This is a genomic window from Bradyrhizobium septentrionale (assembly GCF_011516645.4).
Lineage (GTDB): Bacteria > Pseudomonadota > Alphaproteobacteria > Rhizobiales > Xanthobacteraceae > Bradyrhizobium > Bradyrhizobium septentrionale.
The window spans coordinates 5,765,088-5,785,459 of record NZ_CP088285.1; the positions used below are offsets into that span (position 1 = coordinate 5,765,088).

Genomic DNA, 20,372 nt, shown 5'->3' on the forward strand with positions numbered 1-20,372 from the left:
CCTTGCCGAAATGCAGGAGTGAACATGTCTGTCGACAACAAGAAGACGGTGATGGATCGCCGCACATTGCTGCGTGCAGGTGCTGCCGCGGCGCTAGCGGCGCCGATCGGGGCCTATAGCGCGCAGGCCTTTGCACCGCGGGCGATCACGCCGGCGATCGACTTCTCGGAATTCCCGATCTGCAAGACCGCATCCGATGCGCCGCCGCTATCAGGCGCGCCGCGCAAGCTAAAACTGTCCTGGAACGCCGGCGCGGTCTGCCTCGCGCCGCTACCGGTCGCGATCGACCACGGCTTCTTCCAGAAGCAGAACCTCGACGTCGAGCTCGTCAACTATTCCGGCTCGACCGACCAGCTGCTGGAGGCGATCGCCACCGGCAAGAGCGACGCCGGCCTCGGCATGGCGCTGCGCTGGCTGAAGCCGCTGGAGCAGGGCTTTGACGTCAAGATCGCCGCCGGCACCCATGGCGGCTGCATGCGCGTCCTGACCCGCACCAGCTCCGGCGTCGACAAGCTCGCCGATCTCAAGGGCAAGATCGTCGCGGTCGGCGATCTTGCCGGGCCCGACAAGAACTTCTTCTCGATCCAGCTTTCCAAGCTCGGCATCGACCCAGTGAAGGATGTCGACTGGCGCGCCTATCCCGGCAATTTGCTCCATGTCGCGGTCGAGAAGGGCGAGGTGCAGGCCTTCCTGTCGTCCGATCCGCTGGCCTATCTCTGGCTGAAGGACGCGCAATACAAGGAGGTCGCCTCCAATCTCGACGGCGAATACCGCGACAAGAGCTGCTGCATCGTCGGCCTGCGCGGCAGTTTGGTACGGGAAGAACCGTACGTCGCGCGCGCCATCACCCAGGCGCTGCTCGATGCCGCTATGTTCACCTCGCAGAACCCGGACAAGGCGGCAAAGTCGTTCCAGCCCTATGCGCCGAAGGCGGCGAGCCTCGCCGATCTCGAAGCGATGGCGCGCTACCACACCCATCACCATCATCCGACCGGCGCGGTGCTGAAGCGCGAGCTCAAGGGCTACGCCGATGATCTGAAGTCGGTGCAGGTGTTCAAGCAGAGCACCGACACGGCCAAATTCGCGGAGCGGATCTATGTTGACGTATTCAGTGTCTGATACGACAGCCGCGGCCGCGCCGCGCGCCGCGGTCACCTTCTCGAACCTCTCCGGCAGCTATGGCGTCGGGCTCGCGGCGAGTCTCGTCTGGCTCGCCTTCGGCCTGTCGTGCCTGTATTGGCCTGATGTCGGCGACTGGTCGCGGACCTCGTCGCTCGGCATCGGCGCGATCGTGATCGCGGCCTTCATCCTGCTCGGTACATTCGCCGCGGATTATCTCGGCGGTGCCGGGCAGGCGCTGCGCAAGCGGGCGCCATGGCTGGTGGCCTTCGGTGCGTTCGTGACGCTGTGGGAAGTCGCCACCGCGAAATTCGCCTGGCTGCCGCTGCCGTTCTTCCCGCCGCCGCAGTCGATCCTGGAAGTCTATACCGACGATCTGCCGAAACTGCTCGACAGCGTGTTCGCCTCGATCAAACTGCAGCTCGGCGGCTACATCATCGGCGCGACCGTCGGCTTCATCACCGGCGTCTCGATCGGCTGGTCCGAGAGGATCGGCTACTGGGTGCACCCGGTGCTGCGCTTCATCGGTCCGCTGCCGGCGACCGCCTGGCTGCCAATCGCCTTCTTCACCTTCCCCTCGAGCTGGAGCGCCTCGACCTTCCTGATCGCGCTTGCCACCGGCTTCCCGGTGACGGTTTTGACCTGGTCGGGTGTCGCCAGCGTCAGCAGCGCGTACTACGACGTCGCGCGCACGCTCGGCGCCAAGCCGTCGTTCCTGGTGCTGAAGGTTGCGATCCCGGCCGCGTTGCCGCATGTGTTCGTCGGCCTGTTCATGGGGCTCGGCTCGTCGTTTGCCGTGCTCGTGGTCGCCGAGATGATCGGCGTCAAGGCCGGGCTCGGCTGGTACCTGCAATGGGCGCAAGGCTGGGCGGCCTATGCCAACATGTATGCGGCGCTGATCGTGATGTCGCTGCTCTGCTCCGGCGCGATCACGCTGCTGTTCCGCACCCGCGACCGCCTGCTGGTCTGGCAGAAGGGCGTCGTCAAATGGTAGTGCAATCCGCCGCCGAGGCGATCACCTATCCCGCGGTCGGCGCCGAGCTCGACATCGAAGGCGTCAGCCATGCCTTCGACATCGACGGAGCTGCTCTGCCGGTGCTCGACAATGTCAATCTTTCGATCGCGCCGGGCGAGTTCGTCGCGCTGCTCGGCCCGTCGGGCTGCGGCAAGTCGACCTTGCTGCGGCTGGTGGCGGGGCTGGAGAAGCCGCGCAGCGGTACGTTGCGCGAGGATGAAGCTCGAATCACCGGCCCGCATCCGTCGCGCGTCGTCGTGTTCCAGGATCCGACGCTGTTTCCGTGGCGCTCGGTCTGGGACAACGTGGCGCTCGGACTGGAGGCGCAGGGCATCCTGAAGGCGCAGCGGCATCGGGTCGATGCCGTGATCGAGCTGGTCGGCCTGTCGTCGTTCCGCAATGCCTATCCGCACCAGCTTTCCGGCGGCATGGCGCAACGTGTGGCGCTGGCCCGCGCGCTGGTCAATGATCCGAAGATTCTGGTGCTCGACGAGCCGCTCGGCAAGCTCGACTCGCTGACCCGGATCGCGATGCAGTCCGAGCTTGTGGCGCTGTGGCAGCGCAAGGGCTTTACCACGCTGCTGGTCACCCATGATGTCGAGGAGGCGCTGGTGCTCGCCAACCGCGTCATCGTGCTGTCCGACCGGCCAGCGCGGATCAAGGCCGATATCGCTGTCGCCCGGCCGTACCCGCGGCATCGCGGCGATCCTTATCTGGCCGAGCTGCGCAAGCAGATCCTCGGCCTGCTCGGGCTGGAGGCGACATGGTGACGACAGCGGCGAGGGAGCTGCCGCCGGCGAACGAGCCGGAGCATATCGCGCGCGCGTTGCAGCTCGCCGAGGTGTTTGCCGTGCGTGCCCCGGCGCACGACCGCGACGCCAGCTTTCCGTTCGAGAATTTCGTTGATCTTTCGCGCGAGGGCCTGCTGGCGCTGACCGTGCCCGCGGCGCTCGGCGGAGGCGGGGCGGGTGCCCGCGACTCCATCCGCGTGCTCGGCATCATCGGCAAGGCCGATCCGTCGACCGCGCTGGTGCTGTCGATGCATTACATCCAGCATCTGGTGATGGCGCGCAGCACGCGCTGGCCGACCCGGCTGTCGCGCAAGCTCGCCAAAGAGACGGTCGAAGGCGTGGCGCTGATCAACGCGTTGCGTGTCGAGCCCGAGCTCGGCTCGCCCGCGCGCGGCGGCCTGCCGGCGACCACGGCGCGTCGCACCGAGACCGGCCGGCGGCTGACCGGCCGCAAGATCTATTCGACCGGCGCGCCGATCCTGAAATGGTACTCGGTCTGGGCGAAGACCGACGAGGCGGAGACCCGTGTCGGACTGTTTCTGGTTCCAGCCGGGTTGCCCGGGACGCGCATCGAGGAAACCTGGGACCATCTCGGCCTGCGCGCCAGCGGCAGCCACACCGTGATCTTCGACGACGTGGTGTTTCCGCTGGATTACGAGATCGACGTCCGCAAGCCCGACGACTGGAAGGTGCCTGACGTCACTCAGGCGACCGTGCACGCGATCTTCGTGGCCGCGATCTATGACGGCATCGCCCGGGCGGCCCGCGACTGGCTGGTCAAGTTCCTGAAGGAGCGGGTGCCCGCCAATCTCGGCGCGCCGCTGGCGACATTGCCGCGCATCCAGGAGGTCGTCGGCGGGATTGAAGCGCGGCTTGCGGTCAATGCCCGCCTGATCGACAGCTTTGCCGCCGATTTCGATAACGGCTTCCCGCTTTCGGCGATCGAGTCTAACATCATCAAGCTGACGGTGACCAATAACGCCGCAGCAGTGGTGGAGGATGCCTTGTCGCTGACCAGCAATCACGGCCTGTCGCGAACCAATCCGCTGGAGCGGCATTACCGTGACGTGCTGTGCGGTCGCGTCCACACCCCGCAAGACGATGCCACCCGTGTCTCCGCCGGACGCTCCGCGCTGGGCGTCTGAAAACAATAGCCAAAACAAGAACGGAGTTGTCAGTCATGCCGGTCGAGTTCATCGGCTTCATCACCAACAACAATGCCTCCGAGACCATCGTCCGCTCCGGCCCGGTGCTCGATCCGCCCTATATCGAGACCGTCGCCAAGGCCCATGAGCTCGCCGGCTTCGATCGCGCGCTGCTGGCATTCCACTCGACGACCCCGGACGCATTGCAGGTCGCGCAGCATGTGCTGACCATCACCAAGCAGTTGAAGGTGATGATCGCGCAGCGCCCGGGCTTTACCGCGCCGACGCTCTTGGCGCGCCAGCTCGCGACGCTGGATCAGTTCTACGGCGGCCGCGTCTCGCTGCACGTCATCACCGGCGGCAATGCCATCGAGCTGCGCCAGGACGGCAACACGCTCGACGACAAGGACGAGCGTTACGCCCGCACCAGCGAATTCCTCGACGTGGTACGGCTGGAATGGACCAGCGAGAAGCCGTTCAACTACAGCGGCAAGTACTACAACGTCGAGAACGGCTTCTCGCAGGTGAAGCCGCTGCAGAAGGGCGGCATCTACACCTTTGTCGGCGGCGGCTCGGACGCCGCGGTCGAGGTCGCGGGCAAGCACGCCGATACCTTTGCGCTGTGGGGTGAATCCTACGCGCAGGTGCGCGACGTCACCGCGCGGGTGCGCGCGGCTGCGGCGAAGCACGGCCGGCCGACGCCGCGCTTCAGCCTGTCGGTGCGGCCGATCCTGGCCGACACCGAGGAGAAGGCGTGGAAGAAGGCGGAGCATATCCTCGAGCGCGCCTCCGCGCTGCAGGACCAGACCGGTTATCGCCGCCCCAACCACGCGACCGATGGCGCCAAGCGGCTGCTGGCGCTCGCCGATCATGGCACGCGCATCGACAAGCGGCTGTGGACCGAGATCGCAAAGCTCACCGGCGCCAACAGCAACACCACCGCGCTGGTCGGCACGCCCGAGCAGGTCGCCGAGGTATTTGGCGACTATTACGACCTCGGCGTCAGCCACTTCCTGATCCGCGGCTTCGATCCGCTGGTCGATGCCATCGACTATGGCCGTGAGCTGATCCCGCTGACCCGCAGGCTGATCGAAGCACGTGACCAGCAACGGGGGATCGCCGCCGAATGATCCGTCTCATTGTCGCGGCGGCGCTTGCGCTCGCCGGCATCGATGTCGCCGCGGCGCAGACCACGCTGCGCGTCGGCGACCAGAAGGGCAATTCGCAGGCCGTGATGGAAGCAGCCGGCGTGCTGAAGGATGTTCCCTACAGGATCGAATGGAAGGAGTTCGCCGCGGCGGCGCCGCTGCTGGAGGCGCTAGGGGCGGGTGCGATCGACACCGGCCTGGTCGGCGACGCGCCGTTCACCTTTGCCGCCGCCGCCAAAATTCCGGTCAAGGCGATCGCTGCTGTCAGGCAGTCGCGCGATGGGCTCGCGATCGTGGTGCCGGAGAATTCTGCCATCAAGAGTTTTGACGATCTGCGCGGCAAGAAGATCGCAACCGGCCGCGGCTCGATCGGTCATCAGCTGATCCTGGCGGCGCTGGAATCCAAGGGCTGGCAGGCGAGCGACGTGCAGATCGTGTTTCTTGCGCCGTCGGATGCCAAGGTCGCCTACACGCAGGGCTCGGTCGACGCCTGGTCGACCTGGGAGCCCTATGTCAGCCAGGAGGAGGTGCTGTTCAAGTCGCGCCGCGTCATCACCGCCGACGGCATCACGCCCGGCCTCGGCTTCCAGGTCGCCACGCCCGACGCGATCAAGGACAAACGCGCCGAGCTCGAGGATTTCGTGCGCCGGCTGGCGGCCGCGCGCGCCTGGTCGCAAAGCAATGTCGAGGGGTACGCGGCGACCTGGGGCAGGCTGATGAACATTCCGCCCGCAGTGCCGCTGAACTGGCTGACGCGGGCCAAGATCCGCATCGCGCCGATCGACGACGGCGTGGTGGCGGACGAGCAGAAGACCATCGATCTCTACGACCGCTGGGGCCTGATCCGGCAGAAGATCAACGCCGCCGACATCGTCGACCGCTCCTTCGCCGCGGCGGTTGAGAAGGGCGCGGGGCTGTAGGGCGGGCGCGACCAGGATCGCTCCCGGGCCTAGCACTCATCTGTCATGGCCGGGCTTGTCCCGGCCATCCACGTCTTTCGAGCCGCAAAATCTAAGACGTGGATGCCCGGGACAAGCCCGGGCATGACACGCTGCTAGGGCTGGCTCACCACAAAACGCAGCGAACGCCGCTAACGAAACCGTGATCCCAAAATATCCATTCGTCGGGCGGCATCTGCCCGATAAGGATCTTCCCCGTACGGCGCCTTCCAAGACCGCAACATTGCTATTTTCGCTGCGGCCTTGCCGCATCCACCGGCGCTGCCAAGATCAAAGGGACCAACAATCGAGTCCGGGAGATCACCATGGGCCTTCAACAAACTCGCATCGAGTCGCTGCCGTTTGTGACCGCTGAACTGAACTATCTCGCGCCGACGCCGGGCAAGCCCCGGACCTACGCTTTCGATCCGCCGCCCGGCGAACCCAAATCCACCGCGCTGCCCGAAGCCCACAATGTTCCGATCTTTGACGGGCGCCTGATCGCCGACAGTTTTTCGCTCGATCGCGAGGGCTTTGCGCTGGTCAAGCATCCGACCAGCGTGAAGGACTATTACGACGATAACGAAGTCCGCAACGTCTACTACCCCGCCGTCGAAGCCTTCCTGAAGGCGACGCTGAAGGCGGACCGCGTCCTCATCTTCGACCATACCGTGCGCAAGCGCGTCGAGGGGGCGGCGGATATCCGCGGCGGCGGCCCACGCCAGCCCGCGACCCGCGTCCATGTCGACCAGACCGCAATCTCCGGCCACAACCGCGTCTTCGAGCACCTGCCCAATGAAGCCAATGAACTCGTCAAGGGCCGCGTCCAGGTGATCAATCTGTGGCGTCCGATCCGCGGTCCGCTTCGCGATTCACCGCTCGCGATGGCCGACGGCGCCACGGTGGCGCCGGAGGATCTGATCGCCTCCGACCTGATCTATCCGAACCGCAGCGGCGAGACCTATTCGGTGAAGTACAATCCGAACCATCGCTGGTTCTACATTCCCGCGATGACGCCTGACGAGGCGATCCTGCTCAAATGCTACGACTCGGCGACCGACGGCCGCACGCGATTTGGGCCGCATACGGCGTTTGTCGATCCGACCACGCCGGCGGACGCTGCGCCGCGCGAGAGCATCGAGCTGCGTACGCTGGTGTTCCATAAGCAGTGAAGTCACCTCGCCCCGCTTGCGGGGATCGAGACGAGCGAAGCTCGCTCTTAGGTCGCCGCGAAGCGGCGGGTGAGGGGGGTACAGGTCTCACCGCGCTCGGAACTCGCGGAAACAGCCACTCACCCAACCCTCTCCCCGTGAAGAACGGGGAGAGGGCTAACTGATTGGCACCATCAGCCCAATAATGTTACGCCCTCCTGAAAGCGCTCGGGGAAGAGGCGATTCGTGGATGGCGTGGTGACGAAGGAAGAGGCGGGGATCGGTTTCCGCGCTTTGGTTCTTGCGCTTCTGGCGTTGGCTTCTGGCCACATGCTGTCGACGCTGCTGCGCACGATCCCGGCGATCAGCCTCGATCTGATGGCGCAGGATTTCGGCACCTCGCCGCAGGCGCTGGCGAGCCTCACCTCGATCTATCATTTCTCGTTTGCCGCCTCGCAAATCCCGGTCGGTGCCGCGATGGACCGTTTTGGTGTGCGGCCGGTGTCGCTGAGCCTGCTCGCCGGTACCGTGGTCGGAACGCTGGTCTCGGCGATTGCGACGGGTCCTGCCAGCTTCGTGCTCGGGCAACTCATGCTCGGCGTCGCCACCTCGGGCATGCTGATGTGCCCGATGACGCTTGCGGCCAAGCAGATGTCGGCGGCGAAGTTCGGCCTGTGGTCCGGCCTGATCCTCTCGATCGGCAATATCGGAATGCTGTTGTCGGCGAGCCCGCTGGCCTTCGTGGTCGACCAGTTCGGCTGGCGCGCCGGCTTCTGGGTTTCGGCCGGTTTCGGCATTGCGGTGCTGATCGCGGTGTTCGCGCTGGTGCCGCGGCAGCCGGCAGCGCATGCGGACGATTCCTCGCCGCTGCAGCAGATGGCCGAGGTGCTGCGGCTCGGCCTGTCGCGCGGCCTGCGCGGTTTGATCGCCCTGTCGCTGGTGTCGCTCGGCGCCTCGCTGGTGCTGCGCGGCCTGTGGGGCGGGCCGTGGCTGATGGATGTGAAGGGGTTGAGCCGCATCGAGGCCGGCAATGTGCTCGGCCTGTTCACGCTGGCGATGATCGTTGGCCCGGCCTGCATCGGCGCCTTCGATCGCAAGTTCGGGCACCGCCGCGCCATGGTGGCATCAACGCATGCCGTCGCCGCGCTGTTGCTCGTGCTGATGGCGGCCGGCGCACCGCATTTTCCGGTCTCCAACCTGCTCGGCGTCGCCGTGATGCCGTCGCAATATGATCTGGTGCTGCTGATCCTGATCGGGCTCGCGACCTCGGCGCAGCCGCTGATCTACGGCATGACGCGGCAGTTGGTCGACGCCCAGAACACCGGCAAGGCGCTGTCGTCGGTCAATCTCGCCTTCTTCCTGGGCGCGGCGTTGCTGCAATCGAGCACCGCCGGCGTCGCGGCGCTGTTCGGACTGCCGGCGGTGCTGCTGTTCATTGCGGGCGCGCTGGTGATCGGGATCGTGTTGTTCCTGGTTTACACCAGACCTTAGAGCATCGGTCCTGATTGGATCAGAACCGATGCTCCAGTTTTTGTTTGACGCGTTTTCTTCACGCGAACCGGCGTCCACTTCGCTCGAAAACGCTTTAGATCGTCTGCGCCTGCTTGCGGATTTCGTCGGCAAGCGGTTTCAAGGCATCGAGCCCGCGTGACCCCACGAGGCTGTAGCCGGTGCCATCGTCGGCCCAGGACAGGCCGGCGACGTCACCGCCCGAATGCGGGGCCATCGCTGCGTTCTTGTCTGACGTCATCGGACGGGTCAGGACCACAAGCCGGTCGCCGCGATCGTCGTCGTACATGAACATCGCCGCAGGGCCGTGCGCGGTCGGCACCACGCGTCCGCCCATGAAGCGATAGCCCGACTTCGTCAGGTCCGGCAGCTTGACCGGCTGACGCAACCGGTTGGAGACCCATTGCACAAGCTCGGCGCTGTCGCGCAGCTCGACCGGCCGCGTGCGATCGGAGGCGTACACCTTGTAGGAATCGCTCGCTTCCTCAGCGAGCGCTGCAATCCCGCCGGCCGGCGCCAGTGTCGCGCCACGGATCACCCAGCCGCCGAGGCCGCCGATCGAGAGCATCAGCATGGCCGCGATGGCCCAGCGCCATGACGCGGGACGGCGGCGCGGGCTCTCGATCATCCTGGCGAGGTTGAGCTGCGGCGGCAGCGGCTCCTCGGCAATCGGCAGCAGTGCCGATCGCAAAAGGTTACGCTCACCGGAGTAGGCTTCTATGCGCCTGGCCACATCAGGATGCTTCTCCAGATAGGCACCGACTTCCGCCTCGCGCTCCGGCTCGAGCGCGCGATCCACATAGGCGTGCAGATCGTCTTCGGTAATGGGTCGATTGCTCATGTCCTGTTCCGCAATTGCACGATATTATGATCCGGCTGGCCTGAGGTCCCCTCCAGCTCGTGATGTAGCCGCTCGCGGGCGCGCGCCAGGCGCGACATCACCGTGCCGATCGGCACACCGAGCACCTTCGCGGCATCGGCATAGGACAGATCCTCGACGCCGATCAGCAGCAGCACCGCACGCTGGTCATGTGGAAGCCTCGCGAGCTTCGCCATGACATCGCGATACATCACCTTATGCTCCTGTTCCGCCTCCTGACCGAATGTATCCTCGTTGGTTTCGTCGATCGCGACATGGACGCCGCGCCCGGTTGCGCGGCGAAACTGGTTGATGGCGAGATTATGCAGGATGGCGAACAGCCACGGCCGCGGATTGTCCGACCGCCGCTGCTCCCAGTGAATCACGGCGCGCTCGAGGCAGTCCTGCACCAGGTCGTCGGCCGCCGCGTGGTCGCGGACCAGGGCCCGCGCATACCGCCGCAAGGCGGGTATCAGCGGCTCGACCAGGCGCAGCATGTCGTTCATGGCGTTTGCACCTGGATGACCGGACCGAGCTTGGCCGCGTCGCCGAGAGCGATCACGAGATAGCGCCGTTCGGCCTTCGCCGAGTTCTGCACGATCTGGCGGATCGGTCCAGTGACGTTGACGATGGCGGAGCCGGCGGGATTGGTCATGAAGGCTGCCAGAGGCTCCACCGATCCCGTGCCATCGGCACGTTCGGCCAATCCTAGCACGTAGTGCTGCTTGGGTTCGAGCCCGGTGACCGATGCCTGCAGCACCTGGATCAGCCCCTGGTCGAACAGCGAGACGCTGGTCGGCGGCTTGTCACCCTTGGTGCTCTTCGGCGCGAGCGCGAGGTGGGCGGCCTGGCCGGCGACGCCAAGCGCCTGCAGGTTCTGGCGATCATCCGGATTCGTCGCAGCGTTCGGCACATAGGCGATCGCCTGCGGCGCCTGGCCGATCGGGATGTTGGCGATCACCTTGTTGGTCGCGGTGTCGATCGCGGCCAGCGCATCGGCATTCTCGAGACCAACATAGATCCGCGTGCCGTCGCCGGATGGCCAGACGCCATGCGGGAGATTGCCGACGGGAATGGTCGCGACCTCCGAGAAGTCGTCGGTTCGAAACACCTTGACCTGGTTGGTGCCGCCGATGGTCACATAGGCGAAGGTCCCTTTGGAGGTCTTGGCGAAATTGACGTGATTGGTGATCGGGCCGGTGTCGATGGTCTTGATCGGCGGTTTTGCGTTGAACACCTGCGTCTTGCCGGTATCCTTCAGCGTGAACCACACCTGCTCGCCATCGGGCGTCGCCGCGATGTTCGGGCAGAACGGGCTTTCCTGCTTCACCTTCGCCACGATCTGATGGTCGGCCACCGAGACCACGTCGGTCTCCGGATTGAACGACGAGCAGATGTAGCCGTACTTGCCGTCCGGCGAGAATATCTGCATGCCCGGTCCGGCCGGCACCTCGATCCGCATCGTTTCCTTGAACGTCTTTGCGTCGATCACCGAGATGTAGTTCTCGCCGCGAACGGTGACCCAGACTTCCTTGCCGTCGGGCGTGAAGAAGGCCTCGTGCGGCGAGCGCCCGACGTAAGTGGTGTGCTTGACCGAGTTTGTCGCCGTGTCGATGAAGGTCACCGAGTTGGAGCCGATCGACACCACCGCAAGGGTTTGATGATCGGGTGAGTAGCCCATGCCGTGAACCAGCACCTGTCCCTTGTAGAGCGGGCTGAAATTGCCCGGCTGCGGATCGCCGAGCCGGATCACGCCGAGCAGCTTGTTGTCGACCGGGTCGGTGACGGACACCGTGTTCGAGAACTGCTCGGCGGCATAGACGCGGTCGTGATGGCTGATCGCAATGTCGGGCGAGGATGCCGCGCCCGGCGCCTGTCCGGCGAAGGCGGAGCTCGATATCGCCAGCACGGTCGTGGCCAGCAGGCACTTCAGGACTTGACGGTTCATCGTTCGAAAACTCCTAGTTCTTCATTCCGTGGGACATGTTCATGTGATCGTGGGCGGCGGCGGGCGCCGGGCTCGGCTGCGTCGGCGCGGGCGCGGATGCCGTCACCGGATCACCGATCGCGAGCTTCATGGCGTCGATCTCCTGCTGCTGCTCGACGATGATCTCCTGCGCGATCCGGCGCAGTTGCTCGTTCTTGCCGTAGCGGAGCTCGATCACGGCCATGTCGATCGCGCCCTGATGATGCGGCGTCATCATCGCGACGAAGTCGCGGTCGATATCGCCGCTTGGCTTGGCGGCCATGTCGTTCATCATCTTGGTCATCGCGGCATCGTTTTCCGCGAGGAAGGCGCTCTCCTCAGTCGACTGCGCGGTCTGGGCCGGATGATGGGCGTCCTGCGCGAACGCCGCGGCGGCGACAAAGGCGAGCAGAACGGACGGGCCGAGCGGCACGAGAGCGGATCTGAAGGATCGAGGAAGCATCTACGTTTACCCTGGGGTTGTCGGGGAAGCCCGAGCGGTCCGGCCTCGGGGCCGGCTTGCATGGGTGGGACGCAGCAGCGTGAGTTCTATTCCGTCGCCCGGTGGTTTCTTCTCGATCACGACTTGCTGATCGACGGAATGACCCGCTGCGGCCGAGCCGGCCGGTTTGCGCTCGACAAGCCGCTGGCTATAAGAAGGAATTCCGGTTCCGGTGGGCCGGTTCCCCGATCCTCTCCGCGCCATCCGGACGCCAACAAGGGCCAAGATGTCCGCCAAGATCGATCCAATCACCCGCTCCGTCGTCCAGCATCGCCTGTCGTCGATCGTGAAGGAGATGGGCGAAGCCATGCTTCGCACCTCCTATTCGCAGATCCTCAATTCCAGCCGCGATTTTTCGCTGGCGATCTGCGACACGGGCGGGCGGCTGATCGCACAGGCCGATCACATCCCGGTGCATGTCGGCGCCTTGCCGTGGGCGACGCTCGCGGTCGAGGAACGGTTCAAGGATGTCGCACCGGGCGATGTCATCCTGCTCAACGATCCCTATCAGGGCGGCAGCCATCTGCCTGACCTCACCGCCTTCGTGCCGGTGTTCGATGGCGGCAAGCGGCTGCTCTGGACCATCGTGCGCGCGCATCAGAGCGACATCGGCGGTGCCACCCACGGCGCCTACAATCCGGCCGCCACCGAGATCTACCAGGAAGGCATCCGCATTCCGCCGATCAAGCTCTACGAGGCCGGCAAGCCACGCGAGGATCTGCTCGACCTTCTGGCGCTGAACATCCGCAACCCCAGGGAATTCCGCGGCGACCTCGCCGCGATGCTGGGCGCCGCGCATCTCGGCGAGCGCCGCGTGTCAAAGCTGTTCAACGAGTTCGGCGCCGAGACGGTCGAAGCTGCGATCGAGGCCATTCTCGATGCCACCGAGCAGCAGACCCGCGCCGTGGTGTCCTCCTGGAAGGACGGCGTGTTTTACGGCGAGGCGCTGCTCGACGATGACGGCCACGGCCGCACCGACATCAAGATCGCGGCCAAGGTGACCAAGAAGGGCAGCGACATCGAGGTCGATCTCACCGGCTCCGATCCGCAGTCGACCAGTTTTGTCAATTCCTCGCACGCCAACATGCAGGCTGCGGTCGCGATGGCCTTTGCCTATCTGATCGATGCCGACATCCCCAAGAACACCGGCGCGCTGCGGCCGCTGAAGGTAGTGGCAAAGCAGGGCACCATCGTGTGGGCCGATCCCGGCCGTCCCGTGACCTTGTGCACCAGCCATCCATCCAACGAGATCGTCGAAGCGATCATCAAGGCGATGTCGGCGTCCTGTCCGGACCGCGTGATGGGCGGCTGGGGCCGGAGATTCCGCATCGCGATCCAGGGCGAGGATCCGCGCAACGGTCGCAATTTCATCTGGCACATGTTCCAGGCGCGGCCCGGCGGCGGCGCATCGCCCGGCGGCGACGGCTATTCCTCGATCGGCGAGTGGCACTCGGTCGGTGGCCTGAAGTTCGGCAGCATCGAGGTTGCCGAGGTGCGCTTCCCGCTGCATTTCCGTCAGCACGAATTCCGGCCGGATTCCGGCGGCGACGGCCAGCATCGCGGCGGCCTCGGCGTCGCGCTCGACATGGTGCTGGAGACGCAGAAGCCCGCCAAGGGCAACACCGCCGGCGACGGCGCGCGTCACGGCCCCTGCGGCATGCTCGGCGGCAAGGACGGCGAGCCGCATCTCTATCGTCTCTTGTCGGAAGGCCGCGAGCCGCGCGTATTGAAGACGAAGGAGGTCGGCATCGAGCTGCGTCCCGGCGACTGCCTCGAGATACGCTCCTCCGGTGGCGGCGGCTGGGGGCCGCCGGAGAAGCGATCGGCGGAGGCGCGGAAGCGCGACGCAGCCCAAGGTCTGGTTTCGAAGGCGGTATAGGCAAGTGATGTACACGATTGGAGTTGACGTCGGCGGCACCTACACCGACCTGGTTGTAACTGACAAAACCGGGCGCACGGTTTTCGCGAAATCGCCGTCCACGCCGGCCGATCAGTCGATCGGCGTCATGGCGGGACTGGAAGAATTGGCGCGTCGGCTCGGCGTGACGCGCGCGGCGATGCTTGCCGCGACCGATCGCCTGGTCCATGGCACGACGGTTGCGACCAACGCGCTCTTGGAACGCAAGGGCGCCAGGGTTGCGCTGCTGACCACCGAGGGCCATCGCGACGTCGTCGAGATGCGCGAAGGGCTGAAGCCGGATCGTTACGATCTGCGTACACCGCCGCCCGAGCCGCTGGTGCCGCGCGAGCGCCGCTTTGGCGTGCGCGAGCGGCTGAAGGCCGACGGCAGCGCCGCGGTTGCGCTGGATGCCGCCGCGCTCGGCGAGGTCATCGCCGAGGTGAAACGATCGGCTGCGAACTCGGTCGCGGTCTGCTTCCTGCACGCCTATCTCAACCCGGCGCATGAACTCGCCGCGGTCGAGCGGCTCGCCAGGGAGCTGCCCGATGTCAGCGTGTCGCGCTCCAGCGACGTGCTGCCGCAGATCAAGGAATATGAGCGCGTCTCGACCACGATCGTGAACGCCTATGTCGAGCCGACGGTGCGGCGCTATCTCACCAATCTCGAGCGCAGCCTGCATGAAGCCGGTTTTGCCGGCTCGCTGTTCGTGGTGCTGTCGCATGGCGGCATGGCGCCGGTGGAGGAAGCCTCGCGGCTCGCCGCGGGCACCGTGCTGTCGGGCCCGGCCGGCGGCATCTCCGGCAGCCGCCGCTGCGCGGAGATGCTTGGGATTCCCGACCTCGTGCCGTTCGACATGGGCGGCACCTCGACCGACATTTCGTTGATCGCCGACGGCGAGGCCTCGCTCTCCGCCGACGGCATGCTGGCGGGCCAGCGCATCGCGCTGCGCAGCCTGGATATCGCCAGCATCGCGGCCGGCGGCGGCTCGATCGCCGGTGTCGACGGCAGCCGCACGCTACGCGTAGGCCCGGAGAGCGCGGGCTCGGTGCCGGGCCCGGCCTGCTATGGCAATGGCGGCCTAGCTGCCACCGTCACCGACGCCAATGTCGTGCTCGGCTATCTCGATGCCGCCGCCTTCATGGGCGGCGCGCGGCCGCTCGATCGTGCGGCGTCGGAAGCAGCCGTCGATCGGATCGCCGAAGCGCTGGAGCTGTCGCGGATCGAGGCTGCCGCCGGCATCTACAAGATGATCAATCTGAAGATGGCCGACGGCATCCGCCTGATGACGCTGCGCCGTGGCGTCGATCCGAGGCGCTTCGCGCTGCTGAGCTTCGGCGGCGCCGCCGGGATGCATGCCGCCGAGGTCGCGCGCGAGCTCGAGATCAAGCGCATCATCGTGCCGACGGTCGCTTCCGTGCTGTCGGCCTGGGGCATGCTGACCAGCGATTTGCGTTACGAGGTCAGCCGCACCCATTACGGCGCGGGTCGGATTTCCGCCGATGAGGTGCGGGCGCTGTTCGCCGGGCTGGAAGAGCAGGCGGCCGGCCGGCTGCGCGACTGGTTCAAGGGCGATATCGCAATCGAGCGCTCGGCCGAGATGCGCTACGGCGAGCAGGTGTTCGAGATCGACGTGCCGCTCGGCGACCTCGATCTCGGCGCCGCCGACCTTGTCGCGCAGATCGAGGAGCGCTTCCATCGCCGCCACGAGGAGCTCTACACCTATGCCTCGCGCGGGCAGGAGGTGGTGTTCGTCAATGCCCGTGTCGCCGCGGTCGGCAAGGTTGCGCGCGGCGGCGGCGATGTCGGCCAGGCCGCGTCAGCTGTGCCCTGTGCGCCGCGCGGCAAGCGGCAGGCCTGGCTCAGTGCCTGGCGCGAGGTGCCGGTCTATGCGCTCGACGATCTCAAGCCGGGCCATTCGCTGGCCGGTCCGGCGATCACTGAGGCCGAAACCACCACGGTTCTGGTCGGCGATGGCGACCGCGTCGCGGTGAATCCGCTCGGCTGGCTCGACATAACATTGCGCTGAGGCCGGCCTTCGCCATCAACATTTCATTTTCCCGGCATCGCCTTGGGCGATAAGGTCGCGTCCCCGGGAGGAGCGCCGGCCGTGGCCGGCGTTTGTGGCGATGTTGATGCAAACAAAAAGACAAACCGCGCGTTCGATATTGCTTGTCCTCGCCGCGATGCTCGCGGCGGCGCCGCTCGCCGCGCAGCAGGCGCCGCAAGCGGCCGGCGGCGAGATCCGCGTCGGCAACGTCATGCCCTATACCGGGCCGCTCGCTGCGTTCGCGACCATCGGGCGGGCGGAAGCGGCCTATTTCGACATGGTTAACGAGCATGGCGGCATCAACGGCCGCAAGGTCAAGTTCATCTCGGTCGATGACAGCTCCAATCCGAAGACCGCGATCGAGCAGACCCGCGATCTCGTTGAGAAGCAGGACGTGCTCCTGATGTTCGGCTCGTTCGGCACGCCGAGCAACCTCGCCGCGCGAAAATACCTCAACGAGAAGAAGGTCCCGCAGCTGTTCGTCGCCTCCGGCGACGAGGAGTGGGCGCATCCGATGACGTTTCCCTGGACCATGGGCTGGCAGCCGACCTTCCGCGCCGAGGGGCGGATCTACGCCAATTACATCCAGGCCGCCTATCCGTCGCGCAAGATCGCGGTGCTGTGGCAGAACGACCAGTTCGGCCGCGATCTGTTCAGGGGATTGCAGGAGGGCCTCGGCGACACCGCCGGCATGATCGTCGCCGATCTCGCCTTCGACGCGTCGGAGACCTCGATCCAGAACCAGATCGGAATCCTGAAAGGCTCCGGCGCCGATATCCTGGTGTTCGACGGCGCGCCGGCGATCGCGGCGCGCGCGATCCGCGTCGCGGCCGACCTCGACTGGCATCCGGTGTTCATCCTCGACAATGCGTCGGCCTCGATCGCCAGCGCCTTGCGGCCGGCCGGCCTGCAGAACTCGCTCGGCGTGATCTCGACCTCGTTCCTGAAGGACGCCGGGGATGCCTCCTGGAAGGATGATCCGCAGATCAAGGCGTGGGACGCCTTCATGGACAAGTATTATCCCGACGGCGACAAGGACGACATCTACGCCGTGTTCGGCTACGCCGCCGCCGACACGCTGATGCAGGTGCTGCGCCAGTGCGGCGACGATTTGTCGCGCGAGAACATCATGCGGCAGGCGGCCTCGCTGAAGGATTATCAAAGCCCGATCGCGCTGCCCGGGATCGTGATCAACACCGGGCCGAAGGATTTCCGCCCGATCAAGCAGATGCGGCTGGTGCAGTTCGACGGCAACGCCTGGCAGCCGATCGGCGACGTGGTCGATAGCGCGTTCACGTCGGTGCGGGATGATAATTGAGGCGCGCTTTTTGCTTCGCTGTACGCGGAGCGCGTCCATCACCGTCACCCTGAGGAGGCCGCGCAGCGGCCGTCTCGAAGGGTCGACGGCCCGGCTGGCGGCCGTGCATCCTTCGAGACGCGCTACGCGCTCCTCAGGATGACGGGTTTGGCAGTGTGAACGCCTATTTCTTCAATCCATAATTCAACAGCCCGCCCTTGTTCTTCGGTGGATGCGCGCGGAGGCCTTCCTCGTTCGGCTCGGTGCCCCAGCCCGGGCGATCGGGGATCACGAGATGGCCGTCGATAAACTCCGGCACGTGGGTGAACAGTTCGTGGTCCCAGGCCAGGCGATCGATATCGGTCTCCATAATGCGCAGGTTCGGCACCGCCGCGCAGAAATGCGCGTTCATCATAGTGCAGAGGTGGCCGTAGAAATTATGCGGCGCGACGTTGACCTCGAAATGCTCGGCGGCCGCGGCGATCTTCATCGACTGCCACACCCCGTTCCACGGCGTGTCGACGATCGCGACGTCCATCGCCTGCTCGTTGAAGTAGGGCAGGAATTCGCGCAAGCCGAGCAGCGTCTCGCATGACGAGATCGGGTGCGGGCTCTGGCGGCGGATGTAGCCGAGCGCCTGCGGGTTGAAGGTGTCGATCTCGACCCAGAACATGTCCATCTTCTCGATGGCGCGCAGGATCTTCAGATAGCCTTCGGTCTTGGCGTTGAAGTTGAGGTCGAGCAGCAGATCGACATCCGGCCCCGCGCCGTCGCGGATCGCCTCCAAGTGCATGCAGAGATTGCGCAGCACGGTGCGGTCGACATTGATCTCGGGCTGGAACGGCGCACCGAAGCCGGGACGCCAGCCCACAGGTTTGCCATCCGTGTAGACGAAGATGTTGGTCTTCATCGCCGAGAATTTCTTCTCGCGCACCTCGGCCCCGATCGCCTTGACGCCGTCGAGGTCAGTGATGGCCGGCTTGTACCAGTCGGGATGATTGATGCGCCAGGTCGCGCAGTGCGACCAGTACACCCGCACGCGGTCGCGGATCTTGCCGCCGAGCAGATCGTAGCAGGGCACGCCGAGCGCCTTGGCCTTGACGTCGAGCAGCGCGTTCTCGATGGCACCTAACGCCAGCGCCACCACGCCGCCGGCGGCGGGGCGGGTCGCGGCAAACAGCTCGACATAGATCCGTTCATGCTCGAAGGCGTTCTTGCCGATCACCCGCGCCGACAACCGCTCGATCGCGGCCGTCACGCCGGGCGCGCCAAAGCCCTCGTCATATTCGCTCCAACCGACCAGCCCGTCTGACGTCGTCACCTTGACGAAGTGATAATTTCGCCAGCCGGCATCGCAGGCGAGCGTTTCGATGCTTTTGATCGTGGTGGACTTGGCCATGATTTCCTGCCCGGCTTGTTGTTGGTGTTGGGCGGATACCAACAACGGATCGGCGGACGGGTCAATTCGCGCCAGGGCAGGGCGACAATGCGTACAGGTTGGTGCTGCGACATACGGACGTTGGTGTTAGCTCGCTTTGCTGTTCCGTCACCCTGAGGAGCGCGCTCTTGCGCGCGTCTCGAAGGGGCGACGGCCCGGCTTTCGCAGCACGGAAAGGGCGGGGCCGTGCATCCTTCGAGACGCCGCTTCGCGGCTCCTCAGGATGACGGGGAGAGACTGGTGCCAGGTCGGAACAGCGTCGGCTTTTGCCGCTCGAACGTCTTGCGGCCGCGCCTGAAGCCCAAGAGCACGTCGGGCAGTTCGGCGATCGCGTTGGTTGCGCTGTCGGTGTCGAGCACGATGATGTCGGCGGGATTGCCGACTGCGATGCCGTAATCCCTGAGATTCATCAGCCGCGCCGGCAGCTCGGTGACGAGGTCGAGGCAGGTGTCGAACTCGCCGATCCCGGCATGGGCAGCATTGGCATAGAGGTTGGCCATCCGCAGCAGCGATGCATCGCCGAACGGCGTGAACGGATTCTGCACATTGTTGGTGGCAACGGAGCACAGCACGCCATCGGCAACGAGCCGATGCGCCGCGGTGAGGCCGCGCGGGGCGTTGTGAGTGGCATCGCGCCCCATCAGATAGAGGTCGGTCGCGGGCAGCACGGTGACCGCGACGCCGGCTGCGGCGAGGCGCGCGCTTGCAGCCTTCAGCCGCTCGGGCGACAACGCGGAGAGTTTTGTCGCGTGCCCGATCGCGACGCGTCCCTGATAGTTGCGCCGCTCGGTCTGCCGGCAGACCTCCTCCATGTGCCACCAGGACGGATCGAGGTCGAAATCGAGATGCAGGTCAACATCGATGTCGAACTGTTGCGCCAGATCGAAGATGCGCGCGATCTGCGCGTTCGGATCGGTGTCGACATAGGGACAGCCGCCGATCGCCTCGGCGCCGTCGTTGAGCGCCGCGACCAGCAGCTCATCAGTGCCGGGATCGTTGGTCAGGCCTTCCTGCGGGAAAACACAAAGAGAAAGATCGAGCGCCCAGGCATAGTCGCGCTTCAGCGCCTTCACCGCTTCGAAGCCACGCAGCCCGATCCGCGGGTCGATCTCGACATGGGTCCGCATCCGCGTGGTGCCTGCGGTGATCGCGCGCTCGATCACTTTTGCGCCACGCGCATAAACGTCCTCGACCGTGAAGTCGCGCTTCATCGCTGCCACCGCGCGAATGGCGTCAGCGACGCTTGCATGGTCGTGGCCGCAGCGGCCGAGCAGGCAGGCCTTGTCGAGATGGATATGGGTGTCGACGAAGCCGGGCAGCGCCAGCCGCCCCTCGAGGTCGATCTCGGCGGCCTCGCAGGAGAGGTGCGGCGCGATCGCGGCGATCCAGCCGTCGGCGACGCCGATATCGACCGTCGACGCGGAGGTGCGCGTCACGGCATGACGGAAGACCAGGTCGAAGGCAGGTTTCGCAATCATTGAGAGCAGGATTTCAGGTTGGTCGGAGCCTAGCGGAAGGGCAGGGAAGCGGCAGCACCAGATTGTGTG

17 protein-coding genes are annotated in these 20,372 nt (G+C 65.7%); 11 read left to right on the forward strand and 6 right to left on the reverse strand.

The window, feature by feature from the left end; all coding sequences use genetic code 11:
* Positions 1 to 24: 24 nt before the first annotated feature.
* The 8 genes from HAP48_RS29400 (at position 25) to HAP48_RS29435 (ending at position 8,798) form a co-directional block, all read left to right on the forward strand.
* On the forward strand, positions 25 to 1,119 hold the full coding sequence (locus HAP48_RS29400; RefSeq protein WP_166203228.1) for an ABC transporter substrate-binding protein: 1,095 nt from the start codon (positions 25 to 27) through the stop codon (positions 1,117 to 1,119).
* Positions 1,097 to 2,113 (forward strand): ABC transporter permease, encoded by a 1,017-nt coding sequence (locus HAP48_RS29405; RefSeq protein WP_166203230.1) that lies wholly within the window; start codon positions 1,097 to 1,099, stop codon positions 2,111 to 2,113. Before HAP48_RS29400 ends, HAP48_RS29405 begins: the two co-directional genes overlap by 23 nt.
* A complete protein-coding gene (locus HAP48_RS29410; RefSeq protein WP_166203232.1) occupies positions 2,107 to 2,904 on the forward strand; it encodes an ABC transporter ATP-binding protein in 798 nt (265 codons plus the stop codon). Before HAP48_RS29405 ends, HAP48_RS29410 begins: the two co-directional genes overlap by 7 nt.
* Positions 2,898 to 4,070: an acyl-CoA dehydrogenase family protein gene (locus tag HAP48_RS29415; RefSeq protein WP_166203234.1), complete on the forward strand. Its 1,173-nt coding sequence runs from the start codon at positions 2,898 to 2,900 to the stop codon at positions 4,068 to 4,070. Before HAP48_RS29410 ends, HAP48_RS29415 begins: the two co-directional genes overlap by 7 nt.
* 35 nt (positions 4,071 to 4,105) lie before the next feature.
* Positions 4,106 to 5,200, forward strand: coding sequence for an LLM class flavin-dependent oxidoreductase (locus tag HAP48_RS29420; RefSeq protein ID WP_166203236.1), 1,095 nt, complete (start codon positions 4,106 to 4,108; stop codon positions 5,198 to 5,200).
* Positions 5,197 to 6,138, forward strand: a complete 942-nt coding sequence (locus tag HAP48_RS29425; protein ID WP_166203238.1) for an ABC transporter substrate-binding protein — start codon at positions 5,197 to 5,199, stop codon at positions 6,136 to 6,138. Before HAP48_RS29420 ends, HAP48_RS29425 begins: the two co-directional genes overlap by 4 nt.
* A gap of 344 nt (positions 6,139 to 6,482) precedes the next feature.
* Entirely contained in the window at positions 6,483 to 7,328 is an 846-nt protein-coding gene (locus HAP48_RS29430) for a CmcJ/NvfI family oxidoreductase (RefSeq protein ID WP_166203240.1), read from the forward strand.
* Positions 7,329 to 7,562: 234 nt separating this feature from the next.
* The gene (locus HAP48_RS29435) at positions 7,563 to 8,798 is read left to right on the forward strand and encodes an MFS transporter (RefSeq protein ID WP_166215251.1); all 1,236 of its coding nucleotides are present in this window, start codon (positions 7,563 to 7,565) and stop codon (positions 8,796 to 8,798) included.
* Between the two features lie 94 nt (positions 8,799 to 8,892).
* Here HAP48_RS29435 and HAP48_RS29440 read toward each other — a convergent pair whose 3' ends face one another.
* From HAP48_RS29440 to HAP48_RS29455, 4 genes are read right to left on the reverse strand one after another with little or no spacing between them, the layout of a single operon-like run.
* The gene (locus HAP48_RS29440; protein ID WP_166203243.1) at positions 8,893 to 9,657 is read right to left on the reverse strand and encodes an anti-sigma factor family protein; all 765 of its coding nucleotides are present in this window, start codon (positions 9,655 to 9,657) and stop codon (positions 8,893 to 8,895) included.
* Positions 9,654 to 10,181 (reverse strand): RNA polymerase sigma factor, encoded by a 528-nt coding sequence (locus tag HAP48_RS29445; protein WP_166203245.1) that lies wholly within the window; start codon positions 10,179 to 10,181, stop codon positions 9,654 to 9,656. Before HAP48_RS29445 ends, HAP48_RS29440 begins: the two co-directional genes overlap by 4 nt.
* Positions 10,178 to 11,623: a YncE family protein gene (locus tag HAP48_RS29450; protein WP_166203247.1), complete on the reverse strand. Its 1,446-nt coding sequence runs from the start codon at positions 11,621 to 11,623 to the stop codon at positions 10,178 to 10,180. The genes HAP48_RS29445 and HAP48_RS29450 overlap by 4 nt, the downstream gene beginning before the upstream one ends.
* A 13-nt stretch (positions 11,624 to 11,636) precedes the next feature.
* Positions 11,637 to 12,104 carry a DUF305 domain-containing protein gene (locus HAP48_RS29455; protein ID WP_166203249.1) on the reverse strand — a complete coding sequence of 156 codons (468 nt, stop codon included), beginning with the start codon at positions 12,102 to 12,104 and terminating at the stop codon, positions 11,637 to 11,639.
* 265 nt (positions 12,105 to 12,369) lie between these two features.
* Here HAP48_RS29455 and HAP48_RS29460 point away from each other — a divergent pair, with 265 nt between their 5' ends.
* The 3 genes from HAP48_RS29460 to HAP48_RS29470 all read left to right on the forward strand — a co-directional run bounded on the left by HAP48_RS29460 (position 12,370) and on the right by HAP48_RS29470 (position 17,408).
* Positions 12,370 to 14,022 (forward strand): hydantoinase B/oxoprolinase family protein, encoded by a 1,653-nt coding sequence (locus HAP48_RS29460; protein ID WP_166203251.1) that lies wholly within the window; start codon positions 12,370 to 12,372, stop codon positions 14,020 to 14,022.
* 7 nt (positions 14,023 to 14,029) lie between these two features.
* Entirely contained in the window at positions 14,030 to 16,069 is a 2,040-nt protein-coding gene (locus tag HAP48_RS29465; protein ID WP_166203253.1) for a hydantoinase/oxoprolinase family protein, read from the forward strand.
* A gap of 106 nt (positions 16,070 to 16,175) precedes the next feature.
* Positions 16,176 to 17,408, forward strand: a complete 1,233-nt coding sequence (locus HAP48_RS29470; RefSeq protein WP_166203255.1) for an ABC transporter substrate-binding protein — start codon at positions 16,176 to 16,178, stop codon at positions 17,406 to 17,408.
* Positions 17,409 to 17,571: 163 nt separating this feature from the next.
* On the opposite strand, the gene HAP48_RS29475 is transcribed toward HAP48_RS29470, so the two are convergent.
* Together HAP48_RS29475 and HAP48_RS29480 are read right to left on the reverse strand one after the other, a co-directional pair.
* The gene (locus HAP48_RS29475; RefSeq protein ID WP_166203257.1) at positions 17,572 to 18,786 is read right to left on the reverse strand and encodes a mandelate racemase/muconate lactonizing enzyme family protein; all 1,215 of its coding nucleotides are present in this window, start codon (positions 18,784 to 18,786) and stop codon (positions 17,572 to 17,574) included.
* A 257-nt stretch (positions 18,787 to 19,043) separates the two neighbouring features.
* The gene (locus tag HAP48_RS29480) at positions 19,044 to 20,303 is read right to left on the reverse strand and encodes an amidohydrolase family protein (RefSeq protein WP_166203259.1); all 1,260 of its coding nucleotides are present in this window, start codon (positions 20,301 to 20,303) and stop codon (positions 19,044 to 19,046) included.
* Positions 20,304 to 20,372: the final 69 nt, after the last annotated feature.